This is a genomic window from Ochrobactrum sp. A-1 (genome assembly GCF_022488005.1).
Taxonomy (GTDB): domain Bacteria; phylum Pseudomonadota; class Alphaproteobacteria; order Rhizobiales; family Rhizobiaceae; genus Brucella.
Map to the genome: position 1 here is coordinate 604,640 of NZ_JAKVQC010000007.1, position 17,003 is coordinate 621,642.

Genomic DNA, 17,003 nt, shown 5'->3' on the forward strand with positions numbered 1-17,003 from the left:
CCTACTCCGTGCGGATACGCGGATCGACAAGGCCATAGGCGATGTCCACGAGAAGATTGACGCCGATGATCAGCATGGAAAGGATCGCAATGGTGGCCTGCAAGACAGGATAGTCGCGCCCGGCGACGGCGTCGAAGGCAAGAGTGCCCATGCCCGGCCAGTTGAACACGCGCTCCACCACGACGATACCGCCGAGAAGTCCGCCAAACTGAAGGCCGAGATAGGTGATCAGCGGGATGGCGCAATTGCGCAGCGCATGCTTGTAGAGAACCTTGTTCTCGCTCAGCCCTTTGGCGCGCGCCACCATGATATATTGCGATTGCAGCGTCTCCAGCATCGACGTGCGCACGAGGCGGACATTGGTCGCAGTCAGGATGATGCCCATGGTGAGCGCTGGCATGATGAAGCTTGCAATGCCGCTCATGCCGCTTGGGGGCAGCCATTGCAGCGAAATACCGAACAGTAGCACCAGCATGGTCGCCAGCCAGAAATTCGGAAAGGACAGGCCAACCAGCGAACAGATTCGGATGAGCTGATCGGCCCATTTTCCACGCGACACCGCAGCCTTGATACCAAGTGGAACGGAAATCACGATGGAAACGAACAGCGAGGCAAAGGCCAGCATCAGCGTGGCAGGCAGAGCGCCAGCGACGAGCGTTGAAACCGGCGTGCCACCGAGGAAACTACGCCCCAAATCCATCGTGAACAGTCCTTTGAGGAACTGCCAGTATTGAACGAAGAAGGGCTGGTTGAGACCGAGACCTTCGCGGATGCGCGCGAGATCGGCTTCGGTGATGCTGCCCGCGCCTTGCGTCAGCATCAATGCCGGATCGCCTGTCAGGCGGACCGCGAAAGCGACAAGCAGCGTCATCGCGACAAGCACGAACAACGCCTGCAAAATTCGTTTGATCAGAAATCCGGCCACCAGTGCGCCTCCGAAATGCTGCGGCAAGCCGGTCATATCCGGCTTGCCGTATTGTCATTCTTGCTTACTCGACAGTGACGTCCGTCAGGCGCAGGCGGCTGTCGGGAACCGGCACGAAGTTCTTCACGCGCTTGTTGACGCCGAAGATTGCCTTGAGGTTGTAGAGCGGCATTTCCAGTGCGCGGTCGGCAGCGTAATGCGCGATTTCCTGCAGGAGCTTTTCACGTTCGCCGCGATCAATAACCGAGCGCTGCGCTTCCAGCATCTTGTCGAGCTTTTCGTCCTTGTCGTACGGGTTCCACTTCTCACCGGAATGGTACATGGAATAGGCGGTGTTATCGTAGTCGAAAGTCCAGCCGCCCCAGGCCTGCTGGAACATTGCGCCGGTCTTGCCCTGCGGGATGATATCGTTCAGCAGAACATTGGTGTCATAAGGCTTGATGGTTGCATTGACGCCGACCATTTGCAGGAAGCTTGCGATAGCCTGCGCCACTTCATTGAAGCTTGCATCCTGACCACGCACGTCGATCTGCACGTTTGCGCCGGGCTGAACACCCGCTTCTTCGAGCAGCTTCTTTGCGCCTTCCGGGTCGTAAGGCAGCGGCTTCATGTTCGGGTCAAAGCCGAAGGACAGCGAACCCTGGAAACTTGCAATCGGCTCTGCTTGACCTGCCAGAATGGACTGAATGATCGCGTCGCGATCCACAGCCATAATTAGCGCCTTACGCACGCGCTCGTCCTTGGTGATGCCGTCAGCCGTGTTGAAGCGCAGGGCATAGACTGTTGGCCCCGAGGCGGTGACGAGTTCCAGCTTCGGATCGCCCTGAATGGTCGGGATCATTCCAATTGGAATGGTCGGCGGAATGACCAGATCGACGCGACCGGCCTGAAGTTCGGCAACAGCGGTCGAAGGCTCGGTGATGAAGCGATATTCCAGTTCGGAAAGCTTCGGTGCGCCGCCCCAATGATCGGCGAACGCCTCAAGCTTGATGTTAACCTTCGGCTCATAGGAAACGAATTTGAACGGTCCGGTGCCGACCGGATGGGTGTTGAAATAATCGTCGCCCTTTTCCTGAATATATTTCGGCGGAACGATCATGCCGCCATAACCGGCCAGCTTGGTGATTAGAACAGGATCCGGCGCCTTCAGATGAAAATCGACGGTCTTGTCGTCGATGACTTCCACCTTCTCGATGGCGATATAGTTGGAACGCTGCGGGCCTTTCGCGCCCTCGTCACCGAGCAGGCGATCAAAGGTGAACTTGACGGCTTCGGCATTGAACGGCTCGCCGTCATGGAACTTGACGTTCTCACGCAGATGGAAGCGGATCCGCTTGCCGTTATCCAGCTCTTCCCATGAGGTTGCCAGTGCCGGAACGATCTTGAGGTCCGGTCCGCGATAGACGAGACCATCGAAAATATTGGTGGCGACAGAAGCCCAGTTGACGAGGAAAGTGTCGATCGGATCCCAGCTGCCCGGGTCCTGCGGCGACGAAACGGTCAGCTTTCCGGCAGCGAAAGCCGGAGCAGATGCAAACACTGCCGCCGAGAGAGCGGAAGCCATGAGAATGGCTTTAAGTGTTTTCCTTATCATTGTTTTTTCCCCTTTGGGTTTCTGTTGAACTTTGTGTCAGGTGGTTTCGGCCACAAAATGCCCGGCTGCGACCTCGCGATGGTGATAGATCGGCGGCTTGTCATCGATCCGACGCGTCGTACTTGGAATTTCGCCTTCCAGCGCAGGGCGGGTGGTGCGCGCCGACGGATCGGCAATCGGCACAGCCGAAAGAAGTCGCTTCGTGTAGTCATGCGACGGTGTTTCGAAAACCTGCTGTCGCGAGCCGAGTTCCATGATCTGGCCGAGATAAAGTACAGCGACCCGATGGCTCATCTTTTCGACCACCGCCATGTCATGGCTGATGAAGAGATAAGCCAGATCCTGCTCTTTCTGCAGGTCCATGAACAGGTTGATGACCTGCGCCTGAATCGAAACATCAAGCGCCGACAGGGCTTCATCGGCGATGATGAGCTTCGGCTTGGAGGCAAGTGCACGCGCTATGCAGACGCGCTGGCGCTGACCGCCGGAAAACTCGTGCGGATAGCGCATGGCGTGTTCCGGACCAAGGCCGACCCGCTCCAGCAATTCCGCCACACGTGCATTGATTGCCTTGTCATTATCGAGCAGGCCATGCGTGCGAATGGGTTCTGCAATGGAAAAACCAACCGTCTTGCGCGGATCGAGCGATGCGAACGGGTCCTGGAAAATATACTGCACTTCACGGCGCATGGCATAACGCTGGGCAGCGCTCATGGCCGAATAGGCCTTGCCGTTGAAGCGAATATCGCCGGAAAGCGGCGTCTGCAATTGCTGGATGGTGCGCCCAATGGTCGATTTGCCCGAACCGGATTCACCGACCAGCGCCAGCGTTTCGCCCGGATAAATATCGAATGCGACCTTCGACACCGCGTTGCAGACATGGGTGACCTTGCCGAACAGGTTCTTCTTGATCGGAAAGCGCACATAGAGATCGTCCACCGAAAGCAACGGCTTGTCACCATAGCGTGCCGTATCCTGAATGCGTTCCTCGCCGGTCAGAACAGGCACACCATCACGCATGGTCATGACCGGCATTCGCTTGGGGAAGACTTCGCCCGTCATGCTGCCAAGCTTTGGCACTGCCGACAGAAGCGTCTTGGTATAGGCATGTTCCGGCTTCGAAAAAATCTGCCCGACCGAGCCTTCCTCGACCTTCCTGCCCTTCCACATGACGACCACATCGTCGGCCATCTCCGCCACCACGCCCATATCGTGCGTGATGAAAATTACCGCCATTTCAAGCTCTTGCTGCAAATCTCTGATAATGTGCAGTATCTGGGCCTGAATGGTCACATCGAGTGCGGTCGTCGGCTCATCGGCGATCAACAGTTTCGGGCGGCAGGCAAGCGCCATGGCGATCATGACGCGCTGGCGCATACCACCGGAAAGCTGATGCGGATAGCGCTTCAGCAGCCCTTCCGCGTCCGGCAGCCGCACCATTTCCAGAAGCCGCTTCCCCTCGGCAAGCGCCACCTGCTGGGTCATGCCTTCATGCAGCATCAAAACTTCGGATAGCTGATTGCCGATGGTGAAAACCGGATTGAGCGACGTCATCGGCTCCTGGAAGATCATGGCGATCTCCTTGCCGCGAATGCCGCGCATCGTCTTCTGATCGGCCTTGAGCAGATCGCGTTCGCCAAACAGAATGCGGCCGGACGGGAATTTCGCGCCGCTCATATCGGCAAGCCGCATGATGGAAAGCGACGTGATGGACTTGCCCGAACCGGATTCGCCCACCACAGCCAGCGTACGACCGGGATGGACCGAGAAGCTCAGATCGTCAACGACACGGCTCGCGCCAAATTCGACACTGAGGCCATCGACGGTCAGCAGAGGTTTTGAAACTGGTTCGCTCAACTCGGTTCCGCTCAAACTTTCAACCCTCTTAAAGTGTGATGGCAGACCGCGTGGCCTGATTGAATGCACCAGACATGAAGCGCAAAAGGGCAGCCACTTCGGAAAGCGTTTCTTCCGATGGGCGCGCATTGGCCGTGGAAACGACCAGCAGGCGCTCGCGAATCTGCGCATAGCGCGCGCAGGCATCTGCGCCCTTGGCGGTGATCTGCACCGTCTTTTCCTTTGCCGCCTTGCCCGTCGTCAACAAGCCGGCATTTTCAAGCTTGCGGATGGCATAGGTGGCAATATGCGTGTCTTCAATGTCGAGAACGAGGCAGATATCGGCAAGCTTCTTCTCGCGATCGCGGTGGCGGATCGAATGGAGAATCAGCACTTCGATGGGGGAAAGCCCAGGTAATCCCGCCGCAGCCATGCAGCGAACCATCCAGCGCGAAAACGCGTGTGATGCGAGAATGAGACCATATTCAACCTCGGACATGCCGGGCGAACCGCCTTCGGCGAGATGCGCAGACGAGACAATAGGGCCGATTGAGGTAACCGGGCGCAAATGCTTGGGCAGCGTGACTTCATCGAAGCCAGCCTCCTGCATCTCGTCTCCGATCTTAGGCTCTTCCTCAAGAGCCTTATCTTTACCCATTTTGACGCTCCCGCTTTTATGTGAATTTTATGTCATCATCTTATCGACATTTTGTCAATAAAATGTGACTGTCAATTTCAGAAGTGTTTTCAGAATACACAACTCAATGCATCTGGAATTTTGTATGAGGGAGCAGGCAATGAGCGGAACGGGACGCGGAGTATGGGACTTCTGGATCGACCGCGGCGGTACGTTTACAGACGTAATCGGGCGCGATCCGCAGGGCCAACTCCATGCACGCAAGGTTCTTTCCGAAAACCCGTCTGCCTATAAGGATGCCGCCGTTCACGGCATTCGCCTGCATCTCGGTTTGCAGACCGGCGAACCGGTTCCCGCCGGTGCCATCGGCGAAGTTCGCATGGGCACGACGGTCGCCACCAATGCGCTTCTGGAGCGCAAGGGCGAGCGGCTGGCACTTGTCACCACCAGGGGGTTCCGTGATGCGCTGCGCATTGGCTATCAGGAACGCAAGAACATCTTCGCGACCGAAATCATCAAGCCGGAAGCGCTTTATGAAAAGGTCGTAGAACTGAACGAACGCGTTCAGGCTGACGGCACGGTTGAAACGGCGCTCGATCCCGCCGAAGCCGAAGTCGCACTGGTTGTGCTGAAGGAACAGGGCTACAAATCCGTCGCCATCGCCCTCATGCATGCTTATAAGTTTCCCGCTCATGAGGCAGAAATTGCTCGCATTGCGCGCGGCCTTGGCTTTGAACAGGTCTCCGTTAGCCATGAGGTTTCTCCACTGATCAAGCTGGTCGGCCGTGGTGATACCACGGTCGTTGACGCCTATCTGTCGCCGGTTCTCCGCCGTTATGTTGCGCAGGTATCCAACGAGCTGGATGTCGAGCGCACCGGCGCGCGCGTCATGTTCATGATGTCGTCGGGTGGTCTCACGGCAGCCGATCTGTTTCAGGGCAAGGATGCGATCCTTTCCGGCCCGGCAGGCGGCGTTGTCGGCCTCGCCCGTACTGGCGAAACAGCTGGCTTCCCTAAAGTCATCGGCTTCGACATGGGGGGCACCTCCACGGACGTTGCGCATTTTGACGGCGAATATGAACGCGCTTTCGAAACGGAAGTTGCCGGAGTGCGTGTGCGCGCGCCCATGATGCTGATCCACACCGTTGCCGCAGGCGGCGGCTCGATCCTGCATTACGATGCCGGACGTTTTCGCGTCGGCCCGGATTCAGCAGGCGCAAATCCCGGCCCGGCCTGCTATCGCAATGGCGGCCCCCTTGCTGTTACCGACGCCAATGTCATGCTCGGTAAGCTTTTGCCGGAATTTTTCCCGGCGATTTTCGGTCCCGAACAGAACCAGCCGCTCGATGTGGAACGGGTGCGTGAACTCTTCACCGTGCTCGCAGCCGAAATTGGCGATGGTCGCTCTCCGGAAACAGTTGCCGACGGCTTCATTCGCATTGCGGTTGCCAATATGGTCGAGGCTATCAAGAAAATTTCCGTCCAGCGCGGCTATGACGTGACGCGCTATGCGCTCAACTGTTTTGGCGGTGCGGGTGGCCAGCACGCCTGTCTCGTTGCCGATGCGCTTGGCATGAAGAATATTCTCCTCCATCCAATGTCCGGCCTGCTTTCTGCCTATGGCATGGGCCTAGCCGATATTCGCGCCACCCGTCAAAAGGCGCTCGGCGTCGCGCTCGATCCGGCAGCGCCTTCAGCCCTGAAAGAACTGGGTGAAGAACTGGCGCAGGAATGCGTGGCCGAACTTCTGGCTCAAGGCATAGAAGCCGCAACCGTGCAGCGTCATCTGCGCGCCCACATCCGCTATGCGGGCACCGACACGGTGCTCTCTGTTGAAGCCACCTTCCCGGCTGAGGACAATGCCAACCGTCTTCGCGCCGAATTCGAGGCAGCCCATAAGCGCCGTTTCGGCTTCATTGCTGAAAACAAGGCTCTCGTTATCGACGCGGTGGAAGTCGAAGCCGTGGGTGGTGGCGCAGGCGAAACCGAAAGCGCCCAATCGCTCGACAGCGATCTGGAAGCTGCAACCGCCAAGCGGACCAGCTTCTTCTCGCAAGGCGAGTTGCACGACGCGGGCGTTGTCTTGCGCGAGCAGATGCAGCGCGGCCAGACCGTCACCGGCCCGGCGATCATCATCGAGAAAAACCAGACCATCGTCATCGAAGATGGCTGGCAGGCCCGCCTGACTGCGCATGACCATGTGGTGCTGACGCGCATCAAGGCGCTGCCCGCGCGCACGGCCATCGGCACCGAAGCCGATCCGGTCATGCTGGAGATTTTCAACAATCTCTTCATGTCCATTGCCGAGCAAATGGGCGTCACGCTTCAAAACACGGCCTATTCTGTGAATATCAAGGAGCGTCTCGACTTTTCCTGCGCGGTTTTCGACGCGGTAGGCAATCTCGTCGCCAATGCGCCGCATATGCCGGTGCATCTTGGCTCCATGGATGCGTCGGTTGCCACCGCCATTCGCGAGAACAACGATATCAAGCCGGGCGATGTGTTTCTCATCAACGCGCCTTATAATGGCGGCACCCACCTGCCCGACCTCACCGTCTGCACGCCGGTTTTCGATGACGAGAACCGTGAAATCCGTTTCTGGGTGGCAAGCCGTGGACACCATGCGGATATTGGCGGCATCGCGCCGGGTTCCATGTCGCCGCTTGCAGTCAATATCGAGCAGGAAGGCGTCTATATCGACAATTTCAAGCTGGTGGATCGCGGCACCTTCCGCGAAGAGGCGCTTGCCGCTCTGCTGACTGGCGCGACCTACCCCGTTCGTAACCTGACGCAGAACGTCAACGACCTGAAGGCGCAGATCGCGGCCAACGAAAAGGGCGTGGCCGAGCTGAAAAAGATGATTGGCCTATTCGGCGAGCATGTCGTGAAAGCCTATATGGGCCACGTTCAGGACAATGCCGCCGAAAGCGTGCGCCGCGTACTCGATAAGCTGCCCGACGGCCATTTCACCTATGAGATGGACCAGGGCTGCCAAATCGAGGTGCGCGTCACCATCGACAAGGAAAAGCGCGAAGCGACGGTCGATTTCACCGGCACGTCGGAACAGCGTTCCGACAATTTCAACGCGCCGGAGCCCGTCACCCGTGCGGCTGTGCTCTATGTCTTCCGCGTGCTGGTTGAGGGCGACATTCCGATGAATGCGGGCTGCCTGCGACCGATCAGGATCATCGTGCCGGAAGGCTCGATGCTCTCTCCGCAATATCCAGCGGCGGTCGTGGCGGGCAATGTCGAAGTCAGTCAGGCTGTCACCAACTGCCTGTTCGGCGCGACCAAGGCTATGGCCGCAGCGCAGGGCACGATGAACAATCTGACTTTCGGCAATGATGAATATCAGTATTACGAAACCATCTGTTCCGGCGCGCCAGCCGGTCCCGGTTTCAACGGTGCCGATGCTGTGCACACCCACATGACCAATTCGCGCCTGACCGACCCGGAAATTCTGGAAACCCGGTTCCCCGTCTTGCTGGAAGACTTCCATATTCGAAAGGACTCCGGCGGCAAGGGCAAATGGCACGCGGGCGACGGCACCAAGCGAACGATCCGCGCGCTGAAAACGCTGGAATTTGCCATTCTTTCCGGTCATCGCCGGGTGGCGCCTTTCGGTCTGGAAGGCGGCGAAGCTGGCCAGACCGGCCGCAATGAAGTGCGGCGCAAGGACGGTTCAGTGGATGTGCTAGGCAATTGCGACCAGACCGTTCTGCAGGTAGGCGAAGCCTTCACCGTCATCACTCCGACTGGCGGTGGGTACGGCAAGCCGGAGTAATCCGGCATTTTTGAGAAGAGAACGCCGCCCCTTGGGCGGCTTTTTCGTTTTCAAACTCGTTATCGCAGACCGCCACTTTCAGTTATATGCGGAAGCATCTTCTACACCCGATCTGGACAAACGCTTCAGATAGAATATAATCCTATGTGATTATCAAAAATTGGAAATAATCTCTCAATTGAGAGGAATTGCGACCCGGTTTCAACGCATCATTGGAATTAAATTTCTGCGATCAATAGGACATCAACCAGATCACGGATACCAAAATGAAATTCGCTCAGATTCTCGCTACCGCAGGTATTATTCAGGCAGCCCTCTTCACTGGTGCAATGGCTGGAGAAAATCTCGACGCCATCAAGTCGGCTGGCGTTTTGAAGATCGGCACCGAAGGCACGTATGCGCCGTTTACCTACCATGACAAGGAAAACAAACTTGTCGGTTTCGATGTGGAAATTGGTGAGGCTGTTGCCGCCAAGCTCGGCGTAAAGCCGGAATTCGTGGAAGGCAAATGGGATGGCCTCATCGCAGGTCTTGATGCCAAGCGCTATGATGCTGTTATCAATCAGGTAGGCATTACCGAAGAACGCCAGAAGAAGTTCAACTTCTCCAATCCCTATATCGTTTCGAAGGTCGTTCTGATCGTCAATGACAAGGACGACACGATCAAGGATTTTGCCGACCTCAAGGGTAAGAAGTCCGCGCAATCGCTGACCAGCAACTATGGCAAGCTTGCGAAGGAAGCTGGGGCCGAGCTCGTTGCAACCGATGGCTTCGACCAGTCAATCCAGCTCGTTCTGACGGGCCGCGCCGACGCGACGCTCAATGACAGCCTTTCTTTCCTCGACTTCAAAAAGCATCAGCCCAAGGCACCGGTAAAAATTGTGGCCGAGAAGGAGAATGCAGACGCTTCGGGCATCATTGTCCGTAAAGGCGACGACGATCTCGTAGCAGCCATCAACAAGGCTCTCGACGAAATCAAAGCCGACGGCACCTACGACAAGATTTCGCAGAAATATTTCGGCCAGGACGTCTCCAAGTAAGCGTTGTAACGGGTTCATGCACGAAGCCGGAAGCTACTTCCGGCTTCGTTTTATTGTGATTTAAAAAAACTATTCCAAAGACATGAATGCCAGACTGTATAAGATAAGAGCGTACAGCTTCATTTCAGTCTGACTTCCAAGTATTTATGAGGAGCCGAAAAACGTGCCCGATTGGCTTCAACTGATGTTGGAATCCCTGCCCACTCTTCTGTGGGCTGGTTTGATCTTCACCATTCCCCTTACCCTTCTGTCCTTTGCTTTCGGCCTGACATTGGGATTGCTAACCGCACTTGTGCGATTGTTTGCACCACTCTGGCTTTCGTCCGTCGCCCGCTTTTATGTCTGGATATTCCGCGGCACACCTCTCCTCGTACAGTTGTTCGTGATCTTTTACGGTCTGCCAAGCGCAGGCATCTATCTTGATGCATTTCCAGCAGCCGTGATTGGTTTCTCTCTCAGCGTCGGCGCATACAGTTCTGAGATTATCCGGGCTGTCATATCCGCCGTTCCGAAAGGTCAATGGGAAGCCGCATACTCCATCGGTATGAGCTGGCGTCAGGCGCTTGCACGCACAGTCCTGCCTCAGGCAACCCGGACTGCAGTGCCGCCGCTCTCTAATTCCTTTATTTCTCTGGTAAAGGACACATCGCTCGCTGCCGCGATCACAGTGCCTGAACTTTTCCAGTCGGCGCAACGTATCGTCGCGACCACTTACGAACCTCTCATCCTCTATATCGAAGCAGCCCTGATCTATCTGGTGATGAGTTCCGTTCTTTCGGCTCTACAAGTGCGGCTTGAGCGGCGCTTCGGACGCTATGGCGGCACACTGGAGACAAATGCATGATCGAGCTTCGACACATCGTAAAGCGCTTTGACGACGCTGTTATTCTCAACGATATCAATGTTGCGATAGCAGAAGGCACAGTGACAGCATTGGTTGGTCCATCCGGTGGCGGCAAGAGCACGTTGTTGCGGTGCATAAACCTGCTTGAGATTCCGACATCGGGCACTCTTGTTCTGGGTGGCCAGAGCCTGAGCTTCGAACCTGACCGCAAGCCGAGCTGGCAAGCGATCCAGTCAATCCGCCGTCAGACGGGCATGGTGTTTCAGAACTTCCAGCTCTTTCCTCATCAGACAGCGATCCAGAATGTGATGGAAGGCCTTGTTACGGTTCTAAAATGGCCAAAAGACAAAGCAAAAGAACGTGCGATGGAACTGCTTACCAAAGTGGGCATGGCGCATAAAGCAGATGCTTGGCCTTCAACGCTCTCTGGCGGACAGCAACAGCGTATCGCGATTGCACGTGCGCTGGCTCCGTCACCGCGTGTGCTCTTGTGCGACGAGCCCACCTCGGCGCTTGATCCCGAGCTTGCATCTGAAGTCGTTGATGTTTTGAGCAAGCTCGCCAAGGAAGGCACGACCATGGTGATTGCTACGCATGACCTACGGCTTGCATCCAAGATTGCAAAAAATGTCGTCTTTCTCGAGTCGGGCAATATCGTCGAAACCGGAACTGCACACGATATTTTCACAAAGCCCAAGCAAGAGCGCACCAAACAATTCGTTGCGACAATCAACGCTGCCCATACTTACGACATCTAGGCCTAGATATATCGACTCAGTAAGGGCTTTCGCCACCAGCGAAAGCCCCCGGGCGCGCCGTTGCCTCAAATTTCATACGTGCATTCAAAAATTTCCGGCGGCTCCCCACAGCCTGCCCCTTGGTAAAACAGAAAACCACTGTTACATTATGCACAACGTAGAAATTGAAGCGCCTTGCTTGCGTCCTGACAGGTTCGCGCGGCGCCATAAGGACAAGAACCTTGAAGAACCCCGACGAGCGCACCGCCGAAATGGTGCACCAAGGGGCGTCCGGCGGACAATCGGGCAACTCGCAAGCCCGGAATCCGTCCGATAACGGCAAGCGCAGACCGCGCAAAAAAGCCGTTACAGATATCGGTAATGCCCGTAGTGCATCCGATTCAGGACGCTCAAAATCACAGGACGAGACCGAAGGCACGAACTCGCAGAGCCAGCGTAAACGGGCGCGTCGGCGTCGGCGTGGCAAGTCCGTACCTGTCGTCGAATCTTCTGCACAAAAGCCCGCAGCAGCTGAGGCAGAAAACAACCAACAGCGATCTCCCGGTAAAATCTCGAATCGCCGTCGCCGTGCTCGCAAGAAGAAGCAGGCACGGCAGCAAGGTGGACAGACGCCTCCGGTAGTCGAGATAGCAGCAAAGGCTCAGCACAACGGTGCACGTGGGGATAACCCGCATGCTTCGGCTCAAAACAAGCGTAAGGATAGCAATGGCCAAACATTGAGGGCCGTTAACGGCGCGCACCCCGAAAAGGGCGATGCTCCGCTTTATGCTGCCTTGGATCTTGGCACAAATAATTGCCGCCTGCTGGTTGCGTCGCCGACGAGGCCGGGCCAATTCCGCGTTGTGGATGCGTTTTCACGTATCGTACGATTGGGAGAGGGCTTGAGTGCTACCGGCCGACTTAGCGACAATGCGATGGATCGTGCCGTCGAAGCGCTGAAGATTTGCCGTGACAAACTTGCAGGCAAAAAAATCCGGCGTTCGCGGCTGATAGCCACCGAAGCCTGCCGCTCAGCCTCGAATGGCGAAGCGTTTTTGGAACGGGTTCTGGCTGAAACCGGACTTGAACTGGAGATCGTAGACCGGCAGACGGAAGCCCGGCTTGCTGTCTCAGGCTGCGGCACGCTGGTTACCCGCGAGACGGATGCCGTCGTGCTGTTCGATATTGGCGGCGGCTCTTCTGAAATCGCGCTGATTGATGTTTCCCGTCGCCGTTCTCCACGCCTGGCAGAACATATAATGGCCTGGACATCTCTCCCGGTCGGTGTTGTGACACTGGCGGAACGGTTCGGCGGACGTAACGTCACGCAGGAAAGTTTCGATTCCATGGTTTCCCATGTAACCGATCTGCTTGCGCAATTTGCTGAGCGTCAGTGTCTTGGAAATCTTGTGGCAAGTCCGCGTTTCCACTTGCTGGGCACATCGGGAACGGTGACCACGCTGGCGGGAATTCACCTTGGTCTCGATCGTTACGATCGTCGTCGGGTTGATGGTATGTGGATGGGTGCCGACGACGTGACGCAGATGACCAACCGTCTTCTATCGTGGGATTTTGACGCCCGTGTAGCGAACCCATGCATTGGCGCAGACCGCGCCGATCTGGTATTGGCAGGCTGTGCTATTCTTGATGCGATACGCAAAATATGGCCCAGTGAGAAACTACTTGTTGCCGATCGTGGTCTGCGTGAAGGCATTTTGACCGAACTGATGTCGCGCGATGGCGCATGGCGACACAATCGCGCGACAGGCGCTAGAAACAGGCACTGATAATGAGCAAGGCAAGCGGAAACAAAGGCGGAGTAAAAACTGGCGGTCGCGGTGGTGCGGGTTCCAGCAATCTGCAGGTGCGCGTGAAGAAGAAGGCCGGCACGATCAAGGAATCATCGCGCCGCTGGCTTCAGCGTCACTTGAACGACCCGTATGTTCATAAATCCAAGCAGGATGGGTATCGCTCGCGAGCAGCCTATAAGCTCATTGAAATCAATGATCGTTATGATCTGCTCAAGAAGGGTCAGAAAATCATTGATCTCGGCGCTGCGCCGGGCGGCTGGTCGCAGATCGCCGCCAAGATCGTAGGTTCAACCGACGAGAACCCGCATGTTGTGGGCATCGACTATCTACATGTCGATCCCCTGCCCGGAGTTGTGCTGCTGGAAATGGATTTCCTTGATGATGAGGCCCCGCAAAAGCTGATGGACGCACTCGGCGACAAGCCAGATCTCGTCATTTCAGATATGGCTGCACCAACCACCGGGCACCGCCGTACTGACCACCTGCGTACAGTGCATCTCTGCGAAGTCGCTGCTGATTTTGCTATTTCGGTTCTGAAGCCAGGTGGACATTTTCTTACCAAGACATTTCAGGGCGGCACGGAAAACGAACTCCTGGCACTACTCAAGCAGAAATTTCGCTCCGTGCATCATGTAAAGCCGCCGGCATCCCGCGCCGAATCTGTCGAGCTTTATCTGCTCGCTCGCGATTTTAAGGGCTAGGGTTTATTTTCCGGCGGAGGTGCTCGCAGCTTCAACAGCTGCGCGTTCTTTGCTGTGATGTTTCACGACAGTCGGAGCAGCAAGTTCCTTGCCTGCATCCGGCGCAAGTCGTGCAAACCACAGAAAAGCCATTGCAGAAACAGCAGCAACCACAAAGAAGCCGATGTGGAAGTCCACCAGTTCAAGATGGGCTCCACGTAGCGACGTACTGATTTCCAGGATACAGCCTGCGAGTGCCACCCCGATAGCAATAGAAACCTGCTGCGCCACTGCCGTGATTGGCGTCGCCTGACTTGTCTTTTCATCTGGTATTTCGGCAAAAGCCAGCGCATTGACACCAGTGAAGAACAATGAGCGCGCAAAACCTCCCACCAGCAAAAAGCCGATGATGACCCAGTAGGGTGTTGTCGGTGTGAACAAACCATTAATGGCAATGAAACAGGCTGAAATTAGAGACCCTGCCATCAGAGCGCGCCGGAAGCCGACACGGACAAAAATACGCTTTGCTCCGAATTTCATGCTGATAGCGCCAATCGCCGAAACGAAAGTCATCATACCCGACTGAAACGGTGTGAGACCAAAGCCAAGCTGAAACATCAATGGCAGCAGGAATGGAATAGCCCCGATCCCAAACCGGAAAATGCTGCCGCCGATGACTGCGGAACGAAATACCTGATTATCGAAAAGTTTCAGGTTCAGCAGCGGATCATCGGTTCTCCTCGCATGCTGAAGATAGAGAACCGTGCAGACAATACCGATTGCAAGAGTTGTAAAACCGACCGCAGGCGGCAAGGCTGGCAGGCTGACGACCGACAGTCCGAAGACAACGCCCGACATTGCGATCCCTGACAGAAAGAAGCCCGTCCAATCAAGGCGCTTTACGATGCGCTCGTCTGTGTCTGGCAGGAACCGCGTTGCGAACCAGATACCGACGAAACCGATCGGTACATTAATCAGGAAAATCCAATGCCAAGTAAGGAAAGTCGTGATAAAACCACCGACTGGTGGACCTACCAGCGGCCCGACCATTGCTGGAATCGTCAGCCACGCCATAGCTGACACAAGTTCACTGCGCGGAGTCGAACGGATAAGTACGAGACGGCCAACCGGTGTCATCATCGCACCGCCCATGCCCTGCAAAAACCGCGCAACGACGAAAGCAGTCAGTGAATTCGATGCAGCGCAGGCTACAGAACCAACCACGAATACCGCAATTGCAGTCCGGAAGACATTCTTGGCCCCGAAGCGATCAGCCATCCAGCCGCTGACGGGAATAAAAACTGCGAGCGCAACAAGGTAAGCGGTCAGCGCCAGCTTGAGCGCAATAGGGCTTGTACCGATGTCAGCAGCGATAGCGGGAAGCGACGTCGAGATCACGTTCGAATCCATCTGTTCCATGAACAGAGCTATGGCCAACACAAGGGGAATGATGCGATTCACGGTAATGTTCCGAAACAACGGATATGAAAGAACCGACTATCCTATGTAGCGCTGAGCTAAACATTGCTAGTCGAAACGGCGTCACATTGCGGTGAATGTGCGATAAAATCAGTAATTTATCACCATTTTGAGCCAAATATCCTTCTCGATGTAGAATCTGCCCAGTATCTCACGCCAGATTTCAGTCGTTCACATTTGCGTAAAACGGGGTTGCGCTTCCCGTAACAGCTTGTTACATTTCGTTACAGTTTCACGAGGCTTCGAACCGGGTGGGGGGCCGCTCCGGTTCAAGGAGGTAGGAAATGAACGATATTACAAGAACCGCCATCATCTATGGGATGATGATCATTTCACTCAACACTGCGCTTGCGGTTGGCCTTCTCGGGCTAGATTTCTTGCGTTAAAGTGTGCCCCTAAACAAAGTTTTTTGCCCTCCAGGCAGACATGAAGAAGAGCGCTTTCAATAAAATGGAAGCGCTCTTTTCGTTTCACGCAGCTTCCGCTCTCTTGGCAGAGGCTGCACTATGTACCTTATGATTAGAGAACTCTTTCCTGACTGCTCGGATCAAAGAAAACCGACTTATCCAGGTTGAATGCAAGCTGGGCTGACTGTCCTGCAGTAATGCGGGCATCCGCACGCAGCCGCGCCACGACATGCTTGCCACCCAAACGCGTGACGGCAAATGTATCCGATCCCGCTGGCTCAACAACATCGATCAGACAATCCCCTTCCACGACAGCGTCTGCATTGCGATCAGCTCCATCTAGATCGGTGAGTGCTTCAGGACGAATACCGAAGACAATATCCTTGCCTTCGTACGCGCCTAATCCGTGAGGCGCCGCCTTCAATGGCAGCTTCAGCGGCTCGTCCTCACCGCGCCCAAGATGAATCGCATAACCCGATCCGTTTTTTTCGACCCGCGCAGTCACCAGATTCATCGCTGGTGATCCCATGAAATCAGCAACGAACATGTTAGCCGGATTGTTGTAAATCTCGGCTGGAGTTCCGAATTGCTGCAAGATTCCATCCTTCAGAACCGCAATCTTGGTTGCCAAGGTCATTGCCTCGATCTGATCATGGGTTACATAAACGATCGTGGTCTTCATCCGGCTGTGCAGCCGTTTTATCTCAGTGCGCATGTCGACACGCAGCTTGGCATCGAGATTGGAAAGCGGTTCATCGAACAGGAAGACCTGAGGATTGCGCACCAGAGCGCGTCCCATGGCTACACGCTGACGTTGACCACCTGAAAGCTGGCTCGGCTTGCGGTCCAGCAGATGACCGATCTGCAGAATATCGGCAACTTCCTGAATAGCCTTGTCGCGTTCAGCCTTCGGAACCTTACGAATTTCCATACCAAAAGCGATATTCCCGGCAACTGTCATGTTCGGATAAAGCGCATAGGACTGAAAGACCATTGCAATATCGCGCTGCGACGGGTGCAAGCCGGAAACCGTCTTGCCATTGATGGCAATGTCACCAGACGTGATTGGTTCGAGCCCGGCGATAGTGTTCAGCAATGTTGATTTACCACAACCAGATGGGCCGACGAGGACGAGGAAACCGCCCTCGTCGATCTCGATATTAATATCCTTCAAAACCGAAACATTGCCGTAGGACTTGTAGAGGCCGGAAATTTTCAGAAAAGACATT

12 protein-coding genes are annotated in these 17,003 nt (G+C 55.7%); 6 read left to right on the forward strand and 6 right to left on the reverse strand.

Annotated features, from left to right (window positions below; genetic code table 11):
• Nucleotide 1 precedes the first annotated feature (1 nt).
• The 4 genes from MKS82_RS20780 to MKS82_RS20795 all read right to left on the reverse strand — a co-directional run bounded on the left by MKS82_RS20780 (nt 2) and on the right by MKS82_RS20795 (nt 5,013).
• On the reverse strand, nt 2–925 hold the full coding sequence (locus MKS82_RS20780) for an ABC transporter permease (protein ID WP_109986641.1): 924 nt from the start codon (nt 923–925) through the stop codon (nt 2–4).
• A gap of 64 nt (nt 926–989) precedes the next feature.
• On the reverse strand, nt 990–2,519 hold the full coding sequence (locus MKS82_RS20785; RefSeq protein ID WP_109986468.1) for an ABC transporter substrate-binding protein: 1,530 nt from the start codon (nt 2,517–2,519) through the stop codon (nt 990–992).
• Between the two features lie 36 nt (nt 2,520–2,555).
• Complete coding sequence (locus MKS82_RS20790) at nt 2,556–4,391, reverse strand: ABC transporter ATP-binding protein (RefSeq protein WP_109986467.1); 1,836 nt, start codon at nt 4,389–4,391, stop codon at nt 2,556–2,558.
• 13 nt (nt 4,392–4,404) lie between these two features.
• Nucleotides 4,405–5,013: a winged helix DNA-binding protein gene (locus MKS82_RS20795; RefSeq protein WP_181394234.1), complete on the reverse strand. Its 609-nt coding sequence runs from the start codon at nt 5,011–5,013 to the stop codon at nt 4,405–4,407.
• A gap of 139 nt (nt 5,014–5,152) precedes the next feature.
• Between MKS82_RS20795 and MKS82_RS20800 the strand changes: the two genes are divergently transcribed.
• From MKS82_RS20800 to MKS82_RS20825, 6 genes are all read left to right on the forward strand, one after another.
• Nucleotides 5,153–8,776 (forward strand): hydantoinase B/oxoprolinase family protein, encoded by a 3,624-nt coding sequence (locus MKS82_RS20800; protein ID WP_109986466.1) that lies wholly within the window; start codon nt 5,153–5,155, stop codon nt 8,774–8,776.
• A gap of 266 nt (nt 8,777–9,042) precedes the next feature.
• Nucleotides 9,043–9,816, forward strand: coding sequence for an amino acid ABC transporter substrate-binding protein (locus MKS82_RS20805; RefSeq protein ID WP_109986465.1), 774 nt, complete (start codon nt 9,043–9,045; stop codon nt 9,814–9,816).
• A 163-nt stretch (nt 9,817–9,979) separates the two neighbouring features.
• Nucleotides 9,980–10,660 carry an ABC transporter permease subunit gene (locus tag MKS82_RS20810; RefSeq protein WP_109986464.1) on the forward strand — a complete coding sequence of 227 codons (681 nt, stop codon included), beginning with the start codon at nt 9,980–9,982 and terminating at the stop codon, nt 10,658–10,660.
• A complete protein-coding gene (locus MKS82_RS20815) occupies nt 10,657–11,418 on the forward strand; it encodes an amino acid ABC transporter ATP-binding protein (protein ID WP_109986463.1) in 762 nt (253 codons plus the stop codon). Before MKS82_RS20810 ends, MKS82_RS20815 begins: the two co-directional genes overlap by 4 nt.
• 221 nt (nt 11,419–11,639) lie before the next feature.
• Complete coding sequence (locus tag MKS82_RS20820) at nt 11,640–13,184, forward strand: Ppx/GppA phosphatase family protein (RefSeq protein WP_109986462.1); 1,545 nt, start codon at nt 11,640–11,642, stop codon at nt 13,182–13,184.
• A 2-nt stretch (nt 13,185–13,186) separates the two neighbouring features.
• Nucleotides 13,187–13,909: an RlmE family RNA methyltransferase gene (locus MKS82_RS20825; protein ID WP_109986461.1), complete on the forward strand. Its 723-nt coding sequence runs from the start codon at nt 13,187–13,189 to the stop codon at nt 13,907–13,909.
• A gap of 3 nt (nt 13,910–13,912) precedes the next feature.
• Here the strand turns inward: MKS82_RS20825 and MKS82_RS20830 are convergent, their stop codons facing one another.
• Together MKS82_RS20830 and MKS82_RS20835 are read right to left on the reverse strand one after the other, a co-directional pair.
• Nucleotides 13,913–15,349, reverse strand: a complete 1,437-nt coding sequence (locus tag MKS82_RS20830; RefSeq protein WP_109986460.1) for a DHA2 family efflux MFS transporter permease subunit — start codon at nt 15,347–15,349, stop codon at nt 13,913–13,915.
• 537 nt (nt 15,350–15,886) lie between these two features.
• Entirely contained in the window at nt 15,887–17,002 is a 1,116-nt protein-coding gene (locus tag MKS82_RS20835; RefSeq protein ID WP_109986459.1) for an ABC transporter ATP-binding protein, read from the reverse strand.
• Nucleotide 17,003 lies beyond the last annotated feature (1 nt).